The organism is Embleya sp. NPDC055664 (assembly GCF_053618075.1).
The window spans coordinates 161,630-182,891 of the sequence record NZ_JBSHGZ010000014.1; the positions used below are offsets into that span (position 1 = coordinate 161,630).

18 protein-coding genes are annotated in these 21,262 nt (G+C 69.6%); 10 read left to right on the plus strand and 8 right to left on the minus strand.

Annotation, left to right across the window (positions count from 1 at the left end):
• Positions 1–30 precede the first annotated feature (30 nt).
• Entirely contained in the window at positions 31–1,896 is a 1,866-nt protein-coding gene (gene typA / locus ACWGR4_RS23555; protein ID WP_380000026.1) for a translational GTPase TypA, read from the minus strand.
• A 302-nt stretch (positions 1,897–2,198) separates the two neighbouring features.
• Here typA and ACWGR4_RS23560 point away from each other — a divergent pair, with 302 nt between their 5' ends.
• From ACWGR4_RS23560 to ACWGR4_RS23590, 7 genes are all read left to right on the plus strand, one after another.
• Complete coding sequence (locus tag ACWGR4_RS23560) at positions 2,199–2,906, plus strand: hypothetical protein (protein WP_452131319.1); 708 nt, start codon at positions 2,199–2,201, stop codon at positions 2,904–2,906.
• Between the two features lie 324 nt (positions 2,907–3,230).
• The gene (locus tag ACWGR4_RS23565; RefSeq protein WP_452131320.1) at positions 3,231–3,554 is read left to right on the plus strand and encodes a hypothetical protein; all 324 of its coding nucleotides are present in this window, start codon (positions 3,231–3,233) and stop codon (positions 3,552–3,554) included.
• 4 nt (positions 3,555–3,558) lie between these two features.
• Positions 3,559–4,380, plus strand: a complete 822-nt coding sequence (locus ACWGR4_RS23570) for a hypothetical protein (protein ID WP_452131321.1) — start codon at positions 3,559–3,561, stop codon at positions 4,378–4,380.
• Positions 4,381–4,446: 66 nt separating this feature from the next.
• Positions 4,447–6,375, plus strand: a complete 1,929-nt coding sequence (locus ACWGR4_RS23575) for a fumarate reductase/succinate dehydrogenase flavoprotein subunit (protein ID WP_452131322.1) — start codon at positions 4,447–4,449, stop codon at positions 6,373–6,375.
• Positions 6,375–7,133 (plus strand): succinate dehydrogenase/fumarate reductase iron-sulfur subunit, encoded by a 759-nt coding sequence (locus ACWGR4_RS23580; RefSeq protein ID WP_379999705.1) that lies wholly within the window; start codon positions 6,375–6,377, stop codon positions 7,131–7,133. The genes ACWGR4_RS23575 and ACWGR4_RS23580 overlap by 1 nt, the downstream gene beginning before the upstream one ends.
• 177 nt (positions 7,134–7,310) lie before the next feature.
• Positions 7,311–7,568, plus strand: a complete 258-nt coding sequence (locus ACWGR4_RS23585; protein WP_452131323.1) for a type II toxin-antitoxin system Phd/YefM family antitoxin — start codon at positions 7,311–7,313, stop codon at positions 7,566–7,568.
• On the plus strand, positions 7,565–7,825 hold the full coding sequence (locus ACWGR4_RS23590; RefSeq protein ID WP_452131324.1) for a Txe/YoeB family addiction module toxin: 261 nt from the start codon (positions 7,565–7,567) through the stop codon (positions 7,823–7,825). Before ACWGR4_RS23585 ends, ACWGR4_RS23590 begins: the two co-directional genes overlap by 4 nt.
• Before the next feature lie 39 nt (positions 7,826–7,864).
• On the opposite strand, the gene ACWGR4_RS23595 is transcribed toward ACWGR4_RS23590, so the two are convergent.
• Together ACWGR4_RS23595 and ACWGR4_RS23600 are read right to left on the minus strand one after the other, a co-directional pair.
• A complete protein-coding gene (locus ACWGR4_RS23595; protein WP_379999701.1) occupies positions 7,865–10,318 on the minus strand; it encodes a SpoIIE family protein phosphatase in 2,454 nt (817 codons plus the stop codon).
• Positions 10,319–10,410: 92 nt separating this feature from the next.
• Positions 10,411–10,857, minus strand: a complete 447-nt coding sequence (locus ACWGR4_RS23600; RefSeq protein ID WP_452131325.1) for a (deoxy)nucleoside triphosphate pyrophosphohydrolase — start codon at positions 10,855–10,857, stop codon at positions 10,411–10,413.
• Positions 10,858–10,991: 134 nt separating this feature from the next.
• Between ACWGR4_RS23600 and ACWGR4_RS23605 the strand changes: the two genes are divergently transcribed.
• Positions 10,992–12,032 carry an extracellular catalytic domain type 1 short-chain-length polyhydroxyalkanoate depolymerase gene (locus tag ACWGR4_RS23605; protein WP_379999697.1) on the plus strand — a complete coding sequence of 347 codons (1,041 nt, stop codon included), beginning with the start codon at positions 10,992–10,994 and terminating at the stop codon, positions 12,030–12,032.
• Positions 12,033–12,080: 48 nt separating this feature from the next.
• Here the strand turns inward: ACWGR4_RS23605 and ACWGR4_RS23610 are convergent, their stop codons facing one another.
• Entirely contained in the window at positions 12,081–13,172 is a 1,092-nt protein-coding gene (locus tag ACWGR4_RS23610) for an acyltransferase family protein (protein ID WP_452131326.1), read from the minus strand.
• Positions 13,173–13,310: 138 nt separating this feature from the next.
• Between ACWGR4_RS23610 and ACWGR4_RS23615 the strand changes: the two genes are divergently transcribed.
• A complete protein-coding gene (locus tag ACWGR4_RS23615; RefSeq protein WP_379999693.1) occupies positions 13,311–14,264 on the plus strand; it encodes a 4-hydroxy-3-methylbut-2-enyl diphosphate reductase in 954 nt (317 codons plus the stop codon).
• 124 nt (positions 14,265–14,388) lie between these two features.
• Here ACWGR4_RS23615 and ACWGR4_RS23620 read toward each other — a convergent pair whose 3' ends face one another.
• Both ACWGR4_RS23620 and ACWGR4_RS23625 read right to left on the minus strand, forming a co-directional pair.
• On the minus strand, positions 14,389–14,952 hold the full coding sequence (locus tag ACWGR4_RS23620) for a DUF6542 domain-containing protein (RefSeq protein WP_452131327.1): 564 nt from the start codon (positions 14,950–14,952) through the stop codon (positions 14,389–14,391).
• 349 nt (positions 14,953–15,301) lie between these two features.
• Positions 15,302–15,844, minus strand: coding sequence for a hypothetical protein (locus tag ACWGR4_RS23625; RefSeq protein ID WP_379999689.1), 543 nt, complete (start codon positions 15,842–15,844; stop codon positions 15,302–15,304).
• A gap of 135 nt (positions 15,845–15,979) precedes the next feature.
• Here ACWGR4_RS23625 and ychF point away from each other — a divergent pair, with 135 nt between their 5' ends.
• On the plus strand, positions 15,980–17,053 hold the full coding sequence (gene ychF / locus ACWGR4_RS23630; protein ID WP_379999687.1) for a redox-regulated ATPase YchF: 1,074 nt from the start codon (positions 15,980–15,982) through the stop codon (positions 17,051–17,053).
• 135 nt (positions 17,054–17,188) lie between these two features.
• Here ychF and ACWGR4_RS23635 read toward each other — a convergent pair whose 3' ends face one another.
• Positions 17,189–19,069 (minus strand): DNA/RNA helicase domain-containing protein, encoded by a 1,881-nt coding sequence (locus ACWGR4_RS23635; RefSeq protein ID WP_452131328.1) that lies wholly within the window; start codon positions 19,067–19,069, stop codon positions 17,189–17,191.
• Between the two features lie 110 nt (positions 19,070–19,179).
• Entirely contained in the window at positions 19,180–21,147 is a 1,968-nt protein-coding gene (locus tag ACWGR4_RS23640) for a DNA/RNA helicase domain-containing protein (RefSeq protein WP_452131329.1), read from the minus strand.
• Positions 21,148–21,262 lie beyond the last annotated feature (115 nt).

The window sequence follows — 21,262 nt, forward strand, 5'->3', positions numbered from 1 at the left end:
TCGGGTCGCCGAACGGCGTCCTTCGTGTGATCAGCGCTTGGCACGCGAGGCCGAGCGGCCCCGCTCCTTCTGATCGAGGACGACCTTGCGGATGCGCACGGTCTCCGGGGTCACCTCGATGCACTCGTCCTCACGGCAGAACTCGAGGGCCTGCTCCAGCGACAGCTTGCGCGGCGGGATCAGCTTCTCGGTCTCGTCGGAGGTCGACGAGCGCATGTTCGTGAGCTTCTTCTCCTTGGTGATGTTGACGTCCATGTCGTCGGCGCGCGAGTTCTCGCCGACGATCATGCCCTCGTACACCTCGGTGGTCGGCTCGACGAACATCTGGCCGCGTTCTTGCAGGTTCATCATCGCGAACGGCGTCGCGACACCGGCGCGGTCGGCCACCAGGGAGCCGTTGTTGCGGGTCCGGATCTCGCCGAACCAGGGCTCGTAGCCCTCGTGCACGCTGTGCGCGATGCCGGTGCCGCGGGTGTCCGTGAGGAACTCGGTACGGAACCCGATCAGGCCGCGGGCGGGCACCACGAACTCCATCCGGATCCAGCCGGTGCCGTGGTTGGTCATCGTCTCCATGCGGCCCTTGCGGGACGCCAGGAGCTGGGTGATCGCGCCGAGGTACTCCTCGGGCGAGTCGATGGTCAGCCGCTCGACCGGCTCGTGGACCTTGCCGCCCACCTCGCGGGTGACCACCTGCGGCTTGCCGACGGTGAGCTCGAAGCCCTCCCGGCGCATGGTCTCCACCAGGATCGCCAGCGCCAGCTCGCCGCGGCCCTGGACCTCCCACGTGTCGGGGCGCTCGGTGGGCAGCACGCGCAGCGACACGTTGCCGACCAGCTCGCGCTCCAGGCGGTCCTTCACCAGGCGGGCGGTGACCTTGTGGCCCTTGCCCCCCTTGCCGACCAGCGGCGAGGTGTTGGTGCCGATGGTCATCGAGATCGCGGGCTCGTCCACCGTGATCAACGGCAGCGGACGCGGGTCCTCGGGGTCGGCGATGGTGTCGCCGATCATGATGTCCGGGATGCCGGCGATGGCGATGATGTCTCCGGGGCCGGCCTCCTCGGCGGGCTTGCGCTCGAGCTGGTCGGTCATCAGCAGCTCGGTGATCTTCACCCGCTCGATGGTGCCGTCGTGCCGGCACCACGCGGCCTGCTGGCCCTTGCGGATGGTGCCCTGGTGCACGCGGCACAGCGCGATGCGGCCGAGGAAGTTGGACGCGTCCAGGTTGGTCACGTGGGCCTGGAGCGGCGCGCCCTCCTCGTACTCCGGGGCGGGGATGGAGTCGAGGATGGCCTGGAAGAACGGCTCCAGGCTGTCGCTGTCGGTCGGCACGGTGCCGTCGGCGGGGCGCACGAGCGTGGCCACACCGTCTCGCGCGCACGCGTAGACGATGGGGAACTCGATCTGCTCCTCGGTGGCGTCCAGGTCCATGAACAGCTCGTAGGTCTCGTCGACGACCTCGGAGATGCGCGAGTCGGGACGGTCGACCTTGTTGATGCACAGGATGACCGGCATCTTCGCCGCGAGCGCCTTGCGGAGCACGAAGCGCGTCTGCGGGAGCGGTCCCTCCGACGCGTCGACGAGCAGCACGACACCGTCCACCATCGACAGGCCGCGCTCCACCTCTCCGCCGAAGTCGGCGTGGCCGGGCGTGTCGATGATGTTGATGGTGACCGTGGGGCCACCGTCCTTGGGGTGATAGGCGACGGCGGTGTTCTTCGCGAGAATGGTGATGCCCTTCTCGCGCTCCAGGTCATTGGAGTCCATCACCCGGTCGTCCATCTGGTGGTGGGCACTGAACGTGCCCGCCTGCTTCAGCATGGCGTCGACGAGGGTGGTCTTGCCGTGGTCGACGTGGGCGACGATGGCGACGTTGCGGATGTCATGGCGCGTGGGCACGGCTGCGTGTCTCTCGGCTTCGGTCGGGGATGCTACGGACGGCCGGCGACCGCGGGCCTCCTCGGTCGTGCGATGGGCATCGCGCGAACCGGCCTGCCTCCTCGGCGCCAAGGTCAATCGTACGGGGAGTAACGCGCGCCGCTCGGTGCCGGCGCCCGCGAGAAGCCGTTCGGGGGGCGTACAGGGCACAATCCGTAGGTGTGAGCGAGTCTGGCGAGTCCTTCAACGAACGCATCCGCAAGCGGTGGTCCCGGCGGGCCGCGGAACGGCGGGACGGAACCTTTGGGCCCGTTCCAGCCGATATGGGGGCGGACGAAACGCCCGCCCCGTCGGATCAGGGCACCCCCGAGGGGCGGGCGCGGGTGCTGTACGAGCGGGCCACCGAGGCCTATCGCGACGGAGATGTCGCCCTGGTCGAACAATTGGCGGATCTGATCCCCGACGGGCCGGAAAGTGAGCCCTATCGCACTTTCGCGCGTGTCCAGTCCTTGGAGGCGCACGCGGACGACGCCGCGGCGGCCGCGGTCGCCCGGGCCTATCTGGACCGGATCGGCCCCAGCCATCCGGCCTGGGACACCGCCCGCGCGTTGTTCGGCGAGGTCATGGTGCAGGCGCTGATCATGGGCACGGTGCCGCTCGCGGACAACCTGGCCGCCGCCGAGGAGGCGCTGCGCAAGCCGGGCGATTCGTACCGGCACCCCTCGGGCGCGACGATCCGCTTCGAGGCCGAGGACGACGAACCGCTGCTGATGGTGTTGCACGGAAACGCCGCGAAAGCGGTACGCGCCGCCAAACGCCTGGTGGACACCGAAAAGCGGGCATCCCGCGCCGGGCATGCCGACGCATTGTGCACATTCGCGCTGTGTGTATGCGCCGAAGGCGACATCGTCTCCGCCCGGGAGGCGCTGGCCGAGGCGGAACGTATTCTTCCCGGCCGACCCCGGATCGCCGCGACCCGCGCCCGGGTGGAATCCAGCCCGGCCGCCACGATGCGCCTCGACGATCGCTGAGTCGGCCCGATCGCCGAACCCGGCAATCGGCGGACATCGACAAGATCGTTAAACCTCGATCGGCTCGCCCGATCGAAGATCTTTATCGCCCATCCCCCCTGATCACCGGAATTCGATCTTGTTTCCCGAAGATCGAATTCCGGTGATCTTTCCGTTCCCGATCATGTTTTCCCGATCTGTGACCGACGAGATCCGCGAAACACTTTCCTTCGATTGATCGTTCGCGCCAGACTGCCGACGTTCCCACCTCGGGAATCCATGGCAAGTCCGCAACACCATCCCCATCCCCCGGCCCCCGACGACGTGGCGCCGGAAAAGCAGGAGGTGAGCGCGATCTTGACGACTCGGGCGCACGAGGACCTGGCCCTTGCCCGGCGCAGGCTCGACGAACTGGCACGCGCGGTGCGCGCTCTGCGCCGCACTCTCGGCGATACGTACGGCGTCCGTCGGCTCTGCGACGACGTGGAGCGGGCTCGGAGCAGTCTCGGCTTCGTGGGCGAGGCGATCGCCGAGGCCGAACCCGTGGTCGTGCCCGTCCCGACGCCGACCGAAGTGATGTCCGATCTGCCGTACGACCCGGTCATCTTCGCGGACGCGGACGACGAAGGCGTGGGCGGCATGCGACCGCAGCGCCGGACAGGAAGGTGACGTCTTGGCTACAGGGACGACGGGGCCGGCGGGCAGCACCGGCACCAACGCGCCGGGCCGCGCACAAATCCCGGCGCGACATCTGCGCACGGACCGCTGGTGGCTCTCGCCCGCGGTGACCGTGACCATCCTGTCCGCGTTCATCGTCTACTCGACCTGGCGGGCGTTCGCGAACGACGACTACTTCGCCGAGCCGTATGTGTCGCCGTTCTACTCGCCCTGTCTGGCGTCCAAGTGCGACAGCATGCCGATGAGCGCCAACGCGCCGCTGTTCGGCGACTGGTGGAGCCTGTCCCCGGCGCTGCTGATCCTGATCTTCCCGCTCGGCTTCCGGCTGACCTGCTACTACTACCGCAAGGCGTACTACCGGGGGTTCTGGGCGTCGCCGTCGGCGTGCGCGGTCCCCGAGCCGCGCGGCTCGTACTCGGGCGAGACCCGGTTCCCGCTGATCCTGCAGAACATCCACCGCTACTTCTTCTGGTTCGCGGCGGTGGTGGCGGTGATCCTGACCTGGGACGTGCTGATCGCGTTCCGCGACGAGCACGGCGCCTGGGGGCACATGGGGCTCGGCACCCTGGTGCTGCTCGCGAACGTGCTGCTGATCTGGGCATACACGCTGTCCTGCCACTCGTGTCGGCACATCGTCGGCGGCAAGCTCAAGCACTTCTCCAAGCACCCCGTGCGGTATCGCCTCTGGGGCTTCGTCAGCCGGCTCAACGGCCGGCACATGGAACTGGCCTGGGCCTCGCTGTTCGGCGTCGCGCTCGCCGACCTGTACGTGTACCTGGTCGCGAGCGGGGCCTTCGACGATCCCCGCTTCTTCTGAGCGATCTCCCCGCACGGTTGTTCGCCCCCGGCACCAACGTCCCAGCCCAGTACAGGAGTGGCACTCGTGTCCGAAGTGGAACGTCATTCGTACGACGTGGTCGTGATCGGCGCGGGCGGCGCCGGATTGCGGGCCGCCATCGAGGCCCGCACGCGCGGCCTGCGCACCGCCGTGGTCTGCAAGTCGCTGTTCGGCAAGGCCCACACCGTGATGGCCGAGGGCGGCATCGCCGCCTCGATGGGCAACGTGAACTCGCAGGACGGCTGGAAGGTGCACTTCCGCGACACCATGCGCGGCGGCAAGTTCCTCAACCACTGGCGGATGGCCGAGCTGCACGCCAAGGAAGCCCCGGACCGCGTCTGGGAGTTGGAGTCCTGGGGCGCGCTGTTCGACCGCACCGCCGACGGCCGGATCAGCCAGCGCAACTTCGGCGGCCACGAGTATCCGCGCCTCGCGCACGTCGGCGACCGCACCGGACTGGAGTTGATCCGCACCCTCCAGCAGCGCATCGTCGCGCTCCAGCAGGAGGACGAACGCGAGTTCGGCGACCCCGAGGCGCGGCTGAAGGTCTTCCAGGAGTGCACGATCACCCGGCTGCTGACCGTGCCCGACGCCGGCTCCGAGGCGGGCAACCGGATCGCCGGCGCGTTCGGTTATTGGCGCGAGTCGGGCCGCTTCACCGTCTTCGACGCGCCGGCGGTGGTGCTGGCCACCGGCGGGATCGGCAAGGGTTTCAAAGTCACCTCGAACTCGTGGGAGTACACGGGCGACGGGCAGGCGCTCGCGCTGCTCGCGGGCGCGCCTCTGATCAACATGGAGTTCGTCCAGTTCCACCCGACGGGGATGGTCTGGCCACCGTCGGTGAAGGGGATCCTGGTCACCGAGTCGGTGCGCGGCGACGGCGGGGTGCTGCTCAACTCCGAGGGCGAACGCTTCATGTTCGACTACATCCCGGCCGTGTTCAAGGAGAAGTACGCCAGGACCCCGGACGAGGGCGACCGCTGGTACACCGACCAGGAGAACAACAGGCGCCCGCCCGAACTGCTGCCCCGGGACGAGGTGGCGCGGGCGATCAACTCCGAGGTCAAGGCCGGTCGGGGCTCGCCGCACGGCGGGGTGTTCCTGACCGTGGTCGGCCGGATGGCCGGCGGCACCGAGGAGATCCGCCGCAAACTGCCGTCGATGTACCACCAGTTCAAGGAACTGGCCGACGTGGACATCACCGCCGAGGCGATGGAGGTGGGTCCGACCTGCCACTACGTGATGGGCGGGATCGCGGTGGACCCGGACACCGCGGCCACCCCGAGCGTGCTCGGCCTGTACGCGGCCGGCGAGGTCGCCGGCGGCATGCACGGCAGCAATCGGCTCGGCGGCAACTCGCTGTCCGATCTGCTGGTGTTCGGCCGCCGGGCGGGCGAACACGCGGCGCGCTACGCCGAGGAGATCGGCGAGGCACGGCGCGAGGCCCCGCAGGAGCAGCTGGAGGCGGCCGAGGCCGAGGCACTGGCACCGTTCGCCGTGGAGAGCGCGGAGAACCCGTACACGGTCCACCAGGAGCTCCAGCAGACCATGAACGACCTGGTCGGCATCATCCGCCGGGAGGGCGAGATGGCCGAGGCGCTGACCCGCCTGGAGGAGCTCAAGGCGCGCGCGGCCAAGGCGGGCGTGGAGGGCCACCGGCAGTACAACCCGGGCTGGCACCTGGCCCTGGACCTGCGCAACATGCTCCTGGTCTGCGAGTGCGTGGCGCGCTCGGCCCTGGAGCGGCAGGAGAGCCGCGGCGGGCACACCCGCGACGACTTCCCGGCGATGTCCGCCGAGTGGCGTCGGGTGGTGCTGGCGTGCTCGATCGTCGACCCCGACGCAGAGACCCTGTCCGTGCGACTGACCAGGAGCGAGGCCGTGCCGATGCGCGCCGACCTGTTGGAGCTGTTCGAGCGGGACGAGCTGACGAAGTACCTGACCGACGCGGAGCTTCCCGGGAAGGACGGCTGATGACCCACAAGGCGGACTTCCGCATCTGGCGCGGCGACACCGACGGCGGCGAGCTGCGCGACTTCAAGGTCGAGGTGAACGAGGGCGAGGTGGTCCTCGACATCATCCACCGGCTCCAGGCCACCCAGGCCCCGGACCTGGCCGTGCGGTGGAACTGCAAGGCGGGCAAGTGCGGTTCGTGCAGCGCGGAGATCAACGGCCGGCCGCGGTTGTTGTGTATGACCCGGATGAGCACATTCGCGCCGGACGAGGTGGTCACGGTCACCCCGATGCGCACCTTCCCGGTGATCCGCGACCTGGTCACCGACGTGTCGTTCAACTACGCGAAGGCCCGGCAGGTGCCCTCGTTCACGCCTCCGGAGGGGCTGAAGCCTGGCGAGTACCGGATGCAGCAGGTCGACGTGGAGCGCTCGCAGGAGTTCCGCAAGTGCATCGAGTGTTTCCTGTGCCAGAACACGTGCCACGTCATCCGCGACTTCGAGGACAACAAGGCGGCGTTCTCCGGCCCGCGCTTCCTGATGCGGATCGCCGAGTTGGACATGCACCCCCTGGACGTGGCGGACCGGCAAAAGGCCGCGCAGGAGGAGCACGGGCTCGGCCTGTGCAACATCACCAAGTGCTGCACGGACGTGTGTCCGGAGCACATCCACATCACCGACAACGCGCTGATCCCGATGAAGGAACGGGTCGCCGACCGCAAGTACGACCCGCTGGTCTGGCTGGGCAACAAGATCCGCCGGCGGGGGTCCGGGGACTGAGACGGGGCGGGGCGGCCGACCCCCGGGGCCACCGCCCCCGGCCCGGTCGGCCCGCCGGCCTCGCCGACCGCCACTACGCGAGCCGACCGGGTCGGCAACGGCACCCGCACCCGGTGTCGTTGCCGCGACACGATCCAGGACGTACAATTTCTTGTACCTAATGGAGGAGTCGAGCTCATGAAGACGATGACCTACTCGGAGTCCCGCGCTCGCTACGCCGAGGTGCTGAACGCGGTGGTGGACGACCGCGAGGAGATCGTGATCACTCGCGCGGGACACGAACCGGTGGTCATAGTCTCGCTGGAGGACTACGAGTCCCTCAAGGAAACCGCTTACCTGCTGCGCAGCCCCGCGAACGCCCGCCGGCTCCTGGCCTCCATCGAGGAACTGGAAAACGGCGGCGGAACGGTACGGGCGCTGGTGGACCCGGAGTGAAGATCGTCTTCGCCTCCCGAGCCTGGGAGGAATATCTGTGGTGGCAGGTCCAGGACCGCAGGATCCTCAAGCGGATCAACACCCTCGTCGCCGACATCGCGCGCAATGGCAACGAGGGCATCGGCAAGCCGGAGCCACTCAAGCACGGGTTCCACGGCTACTGGTCACGCCGGATCAATGACGAGCACCGCCTGATTTACAAGGTCACCGACGACTCGGTGCTGATTGCCCAGTGCCGCTACCACTACGAGAACTGAGCGGGCGGCACGAGACGCCCACCGCGTAGGGGTCGGAGGCTATTCCGGCAAAGGGAGTTCGAACCAGACCGTCTTGCCGTGGCCGGATTTTCGGCTGCCCCAGCGTTCGGCGAGCTGGTTGACCAGTTGCAGGCCCCGGCCGCCCTCGTCGGTGTCGTCGGCCTCGCGCATGCGCGGCAGGGTGGTGCCCGCGTCGGCGACCTCGCACAGCAGCGCCCGACCACGCAGCAGGCGCAGTCGGATCGGGCCCGCGCCGTAGCGCAGCGCGTTGGTGACGAGTTCGCTGACCAGCAGCTCGGTGATGTCGACCAGGGCGTCCAGGCCCCACTCGGTGAGCGTCTTGCGGCTCAGCTCGCGGGCCCGGGAGACCACGGCGGGTTCGGCGGGCAACCACCACGAGGCGACCGAGTCCTCGGCGAGGGCGTCCAGGCGGGCCACCAGGAGGGCCACGTCGTCGAATCCGGGCTCCTCGTGCACGTCCGCGACGATCCGGTCGGCGGTGCGCTCCAGGGGCCCCGGCGGGCCCGCCAGGGCGTCGCACAGCAGGCCGATGCCGACGTCGAGCGAACGATCCCGGGTCTCCACCAGGCCGTCGGTGTACAGCACCAGCGTGCTGCCCGACTCGACCGCGAAGTCGCCCTGTTCGAAGCCCAGTCCGCCCACGCCGAGCACGGTGCCCGGCGGATTGTCGACCACCCTGGGCCGACCCGTCGGCGGCACCAGGATCGGCGGCATGTGGCCCGCGCTGGCGAACTCGCAGGTACGCGCCACGGGATCGTAGACCACGTAGACACACGTCGCGTAGTGCAGTTCCCCGAGCCCCACCACGATGTCGTCCAGATGCCCCAGCACCTCGGCGGGCGGCAGTTCCAGCCCCGCGAGGGTGCGCACGGCGGTGCGCAACTGGCCCATGACCGCCGCCGCGTGCACCCCGTGGCCCATCACGTCGCCGACCACGAGCCCGATCCGGCCGCCGGACAGCGGGATCACGTCGTACCAGTCGCCGCCGACCTCGGTGACGGAACTGCCCGGCAGGTAGCGGTGCGCGACCGCGATGCCCGGCAGATCCGGGAGGTTCTGCGGGAGCAGGCTGCGCTGCAACATCACCGCGGTCTCGCGCTGGTGGTGGTACAGCCGCGCGTTGTCCACCGACACCGCCGCGCGCGAGCCCAGTTCGGTGGCCAGGGTCAGGTCGTCGGGGTCGAAGGCGGGTCGGCCCTCGCCGCGCCCGAGCAGCAGCGTGCCCAGCACCACGCCCCGGGCGCTGAGCGGAACCACGATCATCGTGTGCAGCCCGAGGGCCCGCGCCGCCTCGGCCCGGGTCGGGTCGTGGATCAGCTCGTCGTACATCTCGTCCTGCACGTTGCGCATCAGGTACGAGCCGCCCGTGCGCAGGCAGCGGCCGAAGGTGGAGTCGGCCGCGTAGACCAACGTGCTGCCCTGGCGCAGCAGTTCGTCGGTGTACCGCCCCGGGCGCGCGCCGCGTGAGGCGACGCGCTGCAGGCGGGCCTTCTCGGCGTGCGCGCCGGGCGGGATCTCCTCGCCCTGCACGATGGCCTCCAGCAGGTCCACCGCGGCCAGGTCGGCGAATCCGGGCACCACCGACGCGGTCAGCTCCTCCGCGATCCGGGGGATGTCGAGGGTGGCGCCGAGCCGGGTGCCGGCCTCGTTCAGCAGCGCGAGCCGCTTGCGCGCGGCGTCGACCTTGACCATCGCGTAGTGCCGCTCGGTCACGTCGATCAGCGAGCAGCTGATGCCCAGGATCCGGCCGCCGGGCGCCTCCAGGCGGTTGTACGACATCGACCACACCGTGCGCGGGCTGCCGTCGACGGGGATCGGGCCGAAGATGCGCGAGTCGACCACGGGCTCGCCGGTCTCCAGGACACGCTGCTGGATGGTGCGCACCCGCTCGGTGTCCATCCCGGGGCGGACCTCTTCGAGCCGGCGCCCGATGTGCGCCTCGACCGGCGTGCGGTTGATCGCGGCGAGCGCGTCGTTGACCGCGACGTAGCGCAGGTCGGCGTCGAAGATGCCGACCCCGATCGGCGACTGGTCGAACAGCGCCTCGCGGATCGCGAGGTCGGCCTCGACCTTGTGCACCACCGCCGAGTCCATCGAGGTGATCAGCACGAACCGGTTGCCGTCCAGGTCCTCGGCGAAGGCGGCCCGCGACTCGACCGTGCACAGCGTGCCGTCGCCGCGACGCATCGTGTACAGCCCGGCGAACACGTCGACGCCGGCCACCGCGTCGGTCGTGGCCGCCTGCTGCTCGGGGGTGAACGGCGGATGCACCAGGTCGACCGCGCGGGCGCCGAGGATGTCCTCGCGCCGGTAGCCGAACAGCTGCTCGGCGGCGGCGCTCCACATCACGATCCGGCCCTCGGCGTCGAGCACCCAGGTGGCCGACGGGACGAGATCGAACAGGGATCCGGGCGCCGTCGAGCGCCGGGCCGGGTCCCCCGGATTCCGGTCGACTTCTCGGCGCTGCTCCATGGACGGCGGATTCCTTTGTCGCTGCTACTCCGGACCGTTTTCCCGATTGATCACCATCTCAAGCCCGGCCCCCGGGCACGGCCACGTCGACCTTATCCACGCATTGGCAGCGACTCGTCACCCATGACCTGCTTTCCGGTAGCCGACTCGTCCATGACCGCCGCGACCAGGTCCACCGCCGGTCGATCCGCCGCGAGCCAGTCCAGGTCCGCCACCGCGGTCGGGGCGAGCCAGCGCACTTCCGAGTGGTCCTGGAGCGGGCGCGGCTCACCCGAGACCAGATCGGCGAGCCATACGTGCAACACGTACCCTGTCCCGAGCGGCCAGGCACCGGGCAACCGGCGCACCGGGCGCACGGTCACGCCCAGCTCCTCGCGGCATTCGCGCACCAGCGCGGCGGTCTCGTCCTCGCCCGGCTCGACCTTGCCGCCGGGGAACTCCCAACCGCCCGCCAACGCGGCGGGCGCACTGCGGCAGGCGGCCAGCAGGCGTCCCCGGTGGAGGATCGCGGCGCCGACGACGATGCGGGTCCCGGTCATGGCGGACAACTCTACGTGCCGAGCGGGCGCCGCAGCAGGCAACCTTTGTCGGTTCGCGAGCGTCTGTCTTCGGGGACATGCTTCCCGAACGGACCGGATCCGGACCCGGGTCGCCGAACGAGGTGGGGTGGGCTGTGGCGGGATTCCGGTACCCGGGCCTGCGGGGGGTGGGTCGCGCGCTCGCGGTGTTCGCCGCGGTCGCCGCCGTACTCGCCGTGTTCGCGCTGTCCCGACTGACCGCGCACGCAAACGATCCCGCCGCGCGGGCCCGCTCCGCCGCGGTGGACGTCGGCTGCGACGGGCGCGACCGGCAGGGGTGGGTGAGCGTGCCCGTGTCCTTCTCCGGCGAGACCTTTCGGGTCCAGGCGTACCTGCCGCAGAGCTACGACGGCACCGATCCCCGGCCGCTGGTGCTCAACCTGCACGGCAGCAACAGCACCGGCGCGGCGCAGATGGCGATCACGGGGATGGGGGCGTCCGCCGAGCGCCACGGATTCGTCGTCGCGATCCCCGAGGGTGGGCTCAAGTATCCGGGCAGCGGTCCCGGGCGGGCCTGGAACATCCCCGGCGTGCCGCTGTACGGCGGGCACCCGGCCGCGGCGGGCGGGCGGGACGAGGTCGGCTTCGTGGGCGCCGCGCTGGACGCGCTGGACCGCTCGTTGTGCCTGGACGATCGGCGGGTGTACGCGACCGGGTTCTCCGGCGGGGCGCGGATGACGTCGCTGCTGGGGTGCACGCTCAGCCGGCGGATAGCGGCGATCGCCCCCGTGGCGGGTCTGCGCGCGGACGGCACGGACGGTGCCCGGCCGGCGCCGTGTCGGCCGATCCGGCCCGTCCCGGTGCTGACCTTCCACGGGCTGGCCGACCAGGCGAACCCCTACGACGGCGGGCCCGCCTCGCGCTGGACGTACACGGTGCCCGAGGCGGCGCGGCGCTGGGCCGGCATCGACGGCTGCCCGGGCAAGCCGGTGCGCACGCGTGTGTCCCGGCACGTGGAGCGCACGACGTACGGCGACTGCGCGGGCGGTACGTCGGTGGTCCTGTACACCCAGTCCGACGCGGGGCACACCTGGCCGGGCGCGCCCGGCGTCGAGGTGCGCGGCTTCGGGCGGATCAACCAGGAGATCTCGGCGAACGACCTGATGTGGGCCTTCTTCACCAAGTACTCGTTGTGAGGCGGCTACTCGCGGTGAGGCGGCACGGCGGCGCGGGGCGGTCGGGGTTCAGGACTGCGGGCGCAGCCGGTCGAAGCCACGCATGATCGCCCGATGCGCGGGGCGCTCCACCAGCACCGTGAGCAGCCAGCCGAGCCCGATCGCGAGCAGGGCCAGCGCCAGGAGTTGGCCCCACGCGCCGACCCCGTGGTCCTGGAGGCGGCGCATCACCACGTAGCCGATCGACTGGTGCACCAGGTAGACCGCGTAGGTGATGCCGGCGATCCATTCGAGCACGCGGCCGGCCCATCCGGGCAGGAAGCGGTTCCAGTCCGGGCCGAGCGCCGCCAGGCAGATCGCGGCGATGCCGATCGCCAGTCCGACGCTCCAGGACACGTGCCGGGTCTGGCACAGATGCGCGAACGTACAGGTGCCCAGCAGGAGTACCGCGTGTGCGCCGCGCACCCGCCGCCGCGACCACAGGTGCACGACGATGCCCGCCACGAACAGGTGCACGCGGTACAGGCCGAACCCGTCGTAGAGGGTGCGGAACGCCTCCGACTGCAGGTGCAGCCGGATCGGCAGCAGGAACATCTCGACCAGCAGCACCGTCCACAACGCCCGGGCCGTCGCGTCGCCATGCACCCGGCGCCAACGCCACAGCGCGAAGATCGCGGTGAACCAGAGGAGCTGCAGCGGAATCGTCCAATAGGCCGCGTCCACATAGGTGTAGGACTGCGGTTTCCAGTTCCACAACATGGCCAGATTGGCCAGCACGTCGCGCAGGTCCGGCGCGTACCACCCCGGCGGCGCGCACAACCGCAGGAACAGCGAGGTGCCCAGGACGCCGACCAGGAAGGCGGGCACCATCCGCGCCATCCGGCCGACCCACCAGCGGACCACGTCCCCCCGGCGCAGCGAGTGCGCCGCGAAGTAGCCGGAGACGACCAGGAGCAGGCTCGCGCCGAGCTGGTACGGGAACACGATCGGGCGGGCGACCAGTTCGGGATGCCACTGGCGGGCCAGGTAGGTGCCGTGGAAGAGCAGGACCAGCGCCACGAACGCCACCCGCAGCAGATCCCAGCTGACCCGGCGCCGTTTCGCGGATGCCCGACCGCCCGAGGTGTCGTTTTCGGGCCGTTCCGCTGAGCTGAAGGGCATCCGACGTCTTCCCGTGGACGGCGTGGGCGGGCACGGGTACGGCGGATTCGCAACCGGCCCCGACCAAAGGACCCTATTACGTGCGCTTTGCCGCTCGGACGCCGATGGATCACCGATCGGCGCCCGTACGATGGAGCCATGTCGTCAACCAGCCGCGTCCTGCTCGCCGCCCCCCGGGGCTACTGCGCGGGCGTCGACCGAGCCGTCGAGACCGTCGAGAAGGCCCTCGATCTGTACGGTGCGCCGGTGTACGTGCGCAAGCAGATCGTGCACAACAAATACGTCGTCGAGACGCTGGAGAAGCGTGGGGCGATCTTCGTGGAGGAGACGGCGGAGGTGCCCGAGGGCGCCACGGTCGTCTTCTCCGCGCACGGGGTGGCCCCCGTGGTGCACGAGGAGGCGGCGGCCCGGTCGCTGCGCACGATCGACGCCACGTGTCCGCTCGTGACCAAGGTGCACAAGGAGGCCGTGCGCTTCGCCGAGGAGGGCTACGACATCCTCCTGATCGGCCACGAGGGCCACGAAGAGGTGATCGGCACCTCCGGTGAGGCGCCCGACCACATCCACCTGGTGGACGGTCCCGAGGGCGTCGCCAACGTCGAGGTGCGCGATCCGTCGAAGGTGGCCTGGTTGTCCCAGACCACGCTGTCCGTGGACGAGACCGTGGCCACCGTCAAGGAGCTGCGCAAGCGGCTGCCACTGCTGATCGACCCGCCCAGCGACGACATCTGCTACGCGACGCAGAACCGCCAGGTCGCGGTGAAGCAGATCGCCGCCGAGTCGGACCTGGTGATCGTGGTCGGCTCGACCAACTCGTCCAACTCGGTGCGCCTGGTCGAGGTCGCGTTGGAGGCGGGCGCTCGCGCGTCGTATCTGGTCGACTACGCCGAGGAGCTGAAGGAGGAGTGGCTGGAGGGGGTCGGCACCGTCGGCGTCACCTCCGGGGCCTCGGTGCCCGAGGTGCTGGTCGACGGCGTGCTGGCCTGGCTCGCCGAGCGCGGCTTCGGCGATGTGCACATCCACCGCTCGGTCGAGGAGCGGCTGCAGTTCGCGTTGCCGCAGGAGTTGCGGCGGGATCTGCGCAACTCCTGAGCGGTGGCGCGTGGGCGCTACGTGCGGGGCCTGTCCGGGTGCGCTCGGGCGGGCCCTTTTGGGTGGCGGGCCCTTTTGGGTGGCGGGCTCGGCGGGGGTGGGCGGGCCGCTCGGGTGCCGGTGCTCAGGTGCGGTCGGTCAGGCGGCGTTTGACCAGGACCACGACGGCGGCCAGGGCGGTGCCGCCCCACAGCAGGCCGGCCTTGAAGGACAGCGCGGTGAGCAGGTCCAGGCCGACCCGGGTGAGGTAGCTCTCGTGCGTGTCGCCGCCGAGGAGGGTGCTGACCAGCACGACGGTCACGGCGAAGGCGATCGGCGGCGCGATGATGGCGGCGATCCAGTCCTGCGCGCGTACCTTCCAGGCCACGAAGACGGAGCTGATCAGGAACGCGAGGCCGAACACGAGGCCGAGGCGGTCGGTCGCCAGGTGGTCGACGAGGCCGCCGAGCAGGGTGCCGCCCAGGCCGAACACGGCCGCGCCCGCGGCGGTGAGGCCGCCGGTGTAGGCCGGTCGGTACGCGCCGGCGGCACCGGGCGGGCGCCGGGACGGGCCGGGACGCGGCTGTGGGCGGGCGGCCCGCTGCGGATGGGCGCGTCGGGGCCGGCCGGCGCGTTCCCCCGGCCCGCGCTCGGCCGGCGGTGGGCCCGCGGTGGGTGGCGGCGGTCCGGTCGGCGGTCGACGACGCACCGGCTCACCTCGTCCCGGCGCCGGCACGCGAGACCGCTTCGGTGGGTTCCGGGGCGGGACGGGACGCGCTCCCGCTCGGCTGCGCTGTTCCATCCCCACAAGGTATTGCCGCATCACGGTCAAAACCGTCCAAGAACACGAAAAACCTCACCCGCCCGTGTCGAACCGTGCGCCCGGTCGCCGTTTCGTCCTCGATTGTCCGTCCTCGATCATGGTGAATCGCCGTGGATCGTTGTGCTTGTGCCCCCGATCCGGGCGGGCTCACCAGGGAGGACGCTCGCGGGGCGGGAATCGGTGGCGGAATCGGCCGAGCAATTCGGCGGACGGGCGAAATCGGGCGGAGGGACCGTCACCCCCGGGCGCCGCTCTCCACGAGGTCGACGGCACGGACCACCTCGTCGGTGCTCAGCACCCGGACCGCGATGCCGCGCGGCGCGGCGTACCAGCGCAGGTCCACCGCCAGATACGCCAACGTGTCCTTGTCCAGGAAGTTGATCGTGTGCTGCTTCCGGGAGCCGTCGCGCATCGTGCAGCGCACCACCGCGTAGCACGGGGCGTCGCCGGTGCCGACCTTGAGCTTCGCCTCGACCGCGCCGATCTCCTCCCAGCGCAGACCGCGGGTGCGGAACAGGCCGTGGAAGACCAGGCCATTGGGGCCGATCGACAACTTCCGGTACTGATAGAGCGCGTAGCCCAGGAGTACGAACAGGGTCAGCCCGCCCCACAGCGCGACGCTCCAGAGGGTAGACAGGCCCAGATCGGCCAGGTCGAGCAGGCCGAGTCCGACCGGGACGAACGCGGCGACCAGCAGGACCCGCATGGGTTTGGCCTCCCACAGGACGCCGTCCGTGAGCTGCCTGCGGTTGAGGTTGATGTTCGAGGTGCGGCTCATCGATGTCCCCGTCGTCGAGTGTCCGGCGTACGAAACCAGGGATGCTACTGGCCGCGGGCCACCGCCTACACTTCCCGGAGGCGCTTGTATGTCCGCAGCGCGCCACATCGATCGCCGAGAAGCCAGGGAATCCAGTTGTCGCTCACCATCGGAATCGTCGGCCTGCCCAACGTCGGCAAGTCGACCCTCTTCAACGCCCTGACCAAGAACGACGTGCTCGCGGCGAACTACCCCTTCGCGACCATCGAGCCGAACGTGGGCGTGGTGGGCGTACCGGACCCGCGACTGGACAAGCTGGCGGAGATCTTCGGGTCGGCCCGCAAGATCCCGGCCACGGTCGACTTCGTGGACATCGCGGGCATCGTGCGCGGCGCGTCCGAGGGTGAGGGCCTGGGCAACAAGTTCCTCGCCAACATCCGCGAGTCGGATGCGATCTGCCAGGTCATCCGGGTCTTCACCGACCCCGACGTGGTGCACGTCGACGGCAAGATCTCGCCGGCCGACGACAAGGAGATCATCGAGACCGAGCTGATCCTGGCCGACCTGCAGACCATCGAGAAGGTGCTCCCGCGCCTGCAGAAGGACTCGCGGCTGCAGAAGGACAAGATCGCCGTCGCCGCCGCCGTGCAGCAGGCCAAGGAGGTCCTGGAGGCCGGCACCACGGTCTTCGCCGCGGGCCTGGACCCCGAGCCGCTGCGCGAGCTGCACCTGCTGACCGCCAAGCCGTTCCTGTACGTCTTCAACGTGGACGAGGAAGAGCTGGTCAACGAGACGCTCAAGGCCGAGCTGCGCGAGCTGGTCGCGCCGGCCGAGGCGATCTTCCTCGACGCCAAGATCGAGTCCGAGCTGATCGAGCTGGACGAGGCCGAGGCCCTGGAGCTGCTGCAGAGCCTGGGCCAGGAGGAATCCGGCCTGTCGATCCTGGCCCGCGTCGGCTTCGACACCCTGGGCCTGCAGACCTACCTGACGGCCGGCCCCAAGGAAGCCCGCGCCTGGACGGTCCCCAAGGGCGCCACCGCCCCCGAGGCCGCCGGCGTCATCCACACCGACTTCCAGCGCGGCTTCATCAAGGCCGAGGTGATCGGCTTCGCCGACCTGGTCGAAACCGGCAGCCGCACCGAGGCCCGCACCAAAGGCAAGGCCCGCATGGAGGGCAAGGACTACATCATGCAGGACGGCGACGTGGTGGAGTTCCGCTTCAACGTCTGACCGCCGCGACACCTTCCATCGGGTCCGGAACCCGGCGGGGGCCGACCCTCGAGGACCGGCCCCGCCGGGACGGCGTTCACCCGGGTGCCTGCGCCCGGCGCGGACCCGAAGCCGAGGTCCGCACCCGGGTGAACGTCACACAGCCGCGAGACTCGATGTCGCGCCGGTCAGCTCCCGCAGCTTGCCGCGGGTCTCGGCGTCGGTCGAGTACACCACCGTGCCGATCATCCCCCGCGTCAACAGCACCTTGTAGGTGTTGCGGATCAGTCGGTCGACGTCCGCGTCCGGAGTGGACTTCCTGAAGACCGGATCCTTGGACGCCGTACGGTCGGTGATCCAGCGATCACCGCGCCACACCAGGTCGGGGCCGATGATGACGCCGCTCCAGTCGTACTCGAAGCCTTGTGCCGTGTACACGCATCCCACTTGACCGAAACCGGCCGGATCGGTTGCCCACAGGGCGGCCGGTGGCGCGCCTGCGACGGCTCGGTCACCGTAGACGTTCCAGGGGCGCTTCCACTCCCCCACGACGACATCCGCCGGCAGTGCCTGTCCGGCCGGCACCTCCTTCGTCCACTGCCAGCAGTAGCCCGCGGCCATGCGCGCGCTGTACTTCAGGGCACGGCGGCCGTCGAGGAATGCCTCCATCTCCTGCGGACTGTCCGCGATCAGGAGTTGCATCCTGTCGTCCGGCTCCCAGGTCACGGGGCCGCCCGGCTCGAGTTCCAGCAGCCGCACCACCCACCGCAGATATGCATCGCTGCCACCGCACCGGAACTGACTGTCCAGCGGCACGACCCGGCAGCGGAGCCCCTTCTTTGCGGCCGTCGTCTCGATCTCCCCCAGCGTGCCCATCTCGCCGGGACGAACGACCTGATGCTCGTCCAGCAGGAACACCGGAACACGAGCCGCGTCGATGAGTTCCTCGATCTGGGGTTTGCCGGTGCGATGCGAAGCCCGCGTGTAGCGGTTGGCCGACGTCTCCCGCATACGGTGGGCTTCGTCGCAGATCAGCACATCGAGACTGTTGCGTTCGGCGGTCATGAAGCTGTTGAAGTACTTGAAGAGATCCTTCACTTCGCGCTTTCGAGCGCCCACGATCTTCCTCATCGTCGTGGTGAACGAGCTGGATCCCGTCGCGTGCAGCGCGGTGATTCCGCGCCGGTACAGCTCGCCGAGGAGCGACAGCGCGATGACGCTTTTGCCGGTGCCGGGGCCGCCGGTGACGACCACGACCTCCTTGTGATCGGACTCCTTGGCCCGACGGACGGCGTTGAGGACGATGCGATACGCGACCCGCTGCTCGTCGAGCAGGACGAACTGCTCGCGCTCGCGCACCTCTTCGGCGGCGACCGCCATGAGCTGTCGCGACGGGCCGATCTTCCCGTCGACGAACTCGTCCGCTGCCGACGCACCGGAGCCGGCTCCCAGCCTCGTCCGCAGAAATTCAAGGAACTCCCCGCGCCGCGCGCCGATGAAGAGCCGACCGAGTCGGTTCTGTTCGGTGGCGAAGAGCCCGCCCACGCCGAACTGGGTTGCGTTGTGCAAGTAGGCGGCGCCGCTGATGCGTTCGGGGTGTTCGGCCAGGGCTCCGTTGAAGGAGACGAGGTACTCGCAGTATCCGCGCACCTGGTCGACGGGGTTCAGCACCGGCCGGGCGTAGGCATCAACGTGGCACAGCGAGGGATCGTCGTCGTCGGGTTCCGCGCTGCTCCACTGCTTCAGTTCCACGACGACATACGACGGCAGACCGGTCTCGGGGTGTACGCCGGCCAGCACGGCGTCGGCCCGCTTGCTGGTCAGTGGCAGCCCGTACTCCAGGAGCATCTCCACCTGCCCGAGCCCGGCATCGTTGAGCGCGCTCGCGAGTACCGGGATGCTCCGCTCCCACGAGCGGACCTCGGACGAGCCGGGCCGGTAACCGTGCAGGTGCACGAACTGCTCCGTCAGGCGGAGAAAGAGAGCGCCGGAGAGGCACTCGGCGGCGACCGCGGCGGCGGAGTCGCGGAACAGCAAGGATTGCCCCCAGGCAGCACGAAGGAACTCGTGCGGGTGGGGGCATGTCCTTGGCGACTCCGCCAGGCGGAGCGGAAGCCCGGCGGGCCGCAACTACGAGGAAACAAAGGCTACCTGCGACCTCTGCCATAGGCCGGTGGCAGTTGTGATCCTTCCGCGGTGAGCTTGGGTCGGGCACCGACATGGTGCTGCATGCCGATGGTGCCCGGGATGAGCCTGCGCAGCGCGTTGTGGGTGTCGGGATCGACCGAGTAGACCACCGTGCCAACGACGCCGCGGGTGAGAAGCACGTGATAGGCGTTGCGGACGCACCGGGCCACGGTCGCGTCGTCGACCGAGGTCCGGAAGGCGGGATCGCAGGACCCGGTCCGGTCCACCGTGAACCTTCCGTCCCGGAAAAGCAGGTCGGGGCCGATGATGACGCCGTTCCAGTCGTACTCGAAGGTCTGCGCCGTATAGACGCAGCCGATCTGCCCGATGCCCCGGGAATCGGTCGACCACATCGCCGCCCTCGGCGCGTGCGCAACGCTGTGATCGGGCTTCACGTTCCACGGCATCCGCCAGTCGCCGATGTGCACATCGTCGACGAGCCGTTCTCCATCCGGGGCGCTCCACGGCCAGCAGTAGCCCGCGGTGATGCGTGCGGTGGCCCCCTCCAGGGCACGTTGCCGTAGGAAGTCGTCGAGTTGCCCGGGGGAATCGGCGACCATGAGATTCATCCGTCCATCCGGGCGCCAGGCCACGGGGTCGGAGACGTCCAGCCCCAGCAGCTGCTGGACCCAGCGCTGATACCGCTTGCTGCCGCCCGCCCGGAACATCACCTCCAGATCGATCATTTCGACCTGACAACCGCACTCTTCGGCGCGCTGCCTGAGGTAGTCGGCGGTGCCCACCTCGTCCGGGCGGATCGACTGATGGTCATCGAGCAGGAAGATCGGTACCTTCGCGGCCCTGATCAATTCGTCCGCCTGCGGTCGGTCGTCGTTCCGGAGTTCCTTGCGGGTCCAGCGGGATGTCGAGTTGCGCCGCAGGCGATGAGCCTCGTCGCAGATCAGGACGTCGATACCGTCCGGCGGGGCATCGGTGAAGCTGTTGAAATACCTGTACAGCTTGCGGGCGCTCCGGTGTCCGTCCGACCTCAGCGTGCGTGCCGTACTGCCCATCAGTTCACGCAGCGTCTCCGTGTACGCGTGGGATCCGCTCGCGAGCACCGCCTCACGGCCCTTGAGCCCGAGCGCGCGCAGCAATTCCAGCGCCACGGCGCTCTTGCCGCTGCCGGGTCCACCGCGCAGGACGAAAACGCGCTTGCCGGCCGAAACGAGGGCGGGGCCGTCGACCGAGTCGAGGTCGGCGAACAACCCGACGTTGAAACCCGTGTGGGGCACGGTCTTTTCCAGATGCCGGGTGATCCGGTCGCACGCGACCCACTGCTCGTCGAGGAGCATGAGGCCGCCGCCGGTGACGGAGCGCTGCCGTGCCACGTCGGTGACCTTGAGCAAAGGTTCGCAACGTGCCTGTTCCAGTGCGCGGGCGGCCTCCTCTCCGGACGCAGCGGCGAATTTCGAGGTGAGGACTCGTCGGAACCGCTTGAGGTCGTCGAGTGTGTAGAGGAAACCGTGCTCGGACTCCGGGAGTTCGAACAGTGCCTCCACGTCGGCGTCGCGCGCGTTGTGCAGCAGCACCACCCCTGTCAACCGGTCTTCATTCTCTCGAAGATGGGGGAGATAGCGCATCATGAACTCGCAGTAGCGCTGAACCTGGCGCACCGGATGGAGCTTGTTCTTCCCGTCGCCGAACCCGAGATCGACGGCGATCGGGCACCGTGGATCGACCGTGGCGTGCCGTACCTGCTTCAACTCCACCGCGAGGTAGGAGTCCATTCCCGTGCCGGGATGCCGGCCGCACAGCACGAGGTCGACCGCACAGTTGGTGTGTGGCAGGTCGACCTCGACCTGCACCATCACTGCGCCGAGCCCACAGTCCAGCAGAGCCCCGACCACTATGGGGATGCTGTTGTTCCACGCGGCGATGTCGCCTTTGCCGGCCGGCCGCTCCTTGACCTCGGAATGCCGGCGCATCAATCGCTCGGTAAGCGGAAGATCCGTCGATCCGGCCGAGGCGACGACGAGTCGACCGAGTTCGGCGGCGGACAGTTGCAGGAGCACGAAGGATCCCCAGGCACGAGATGACTCG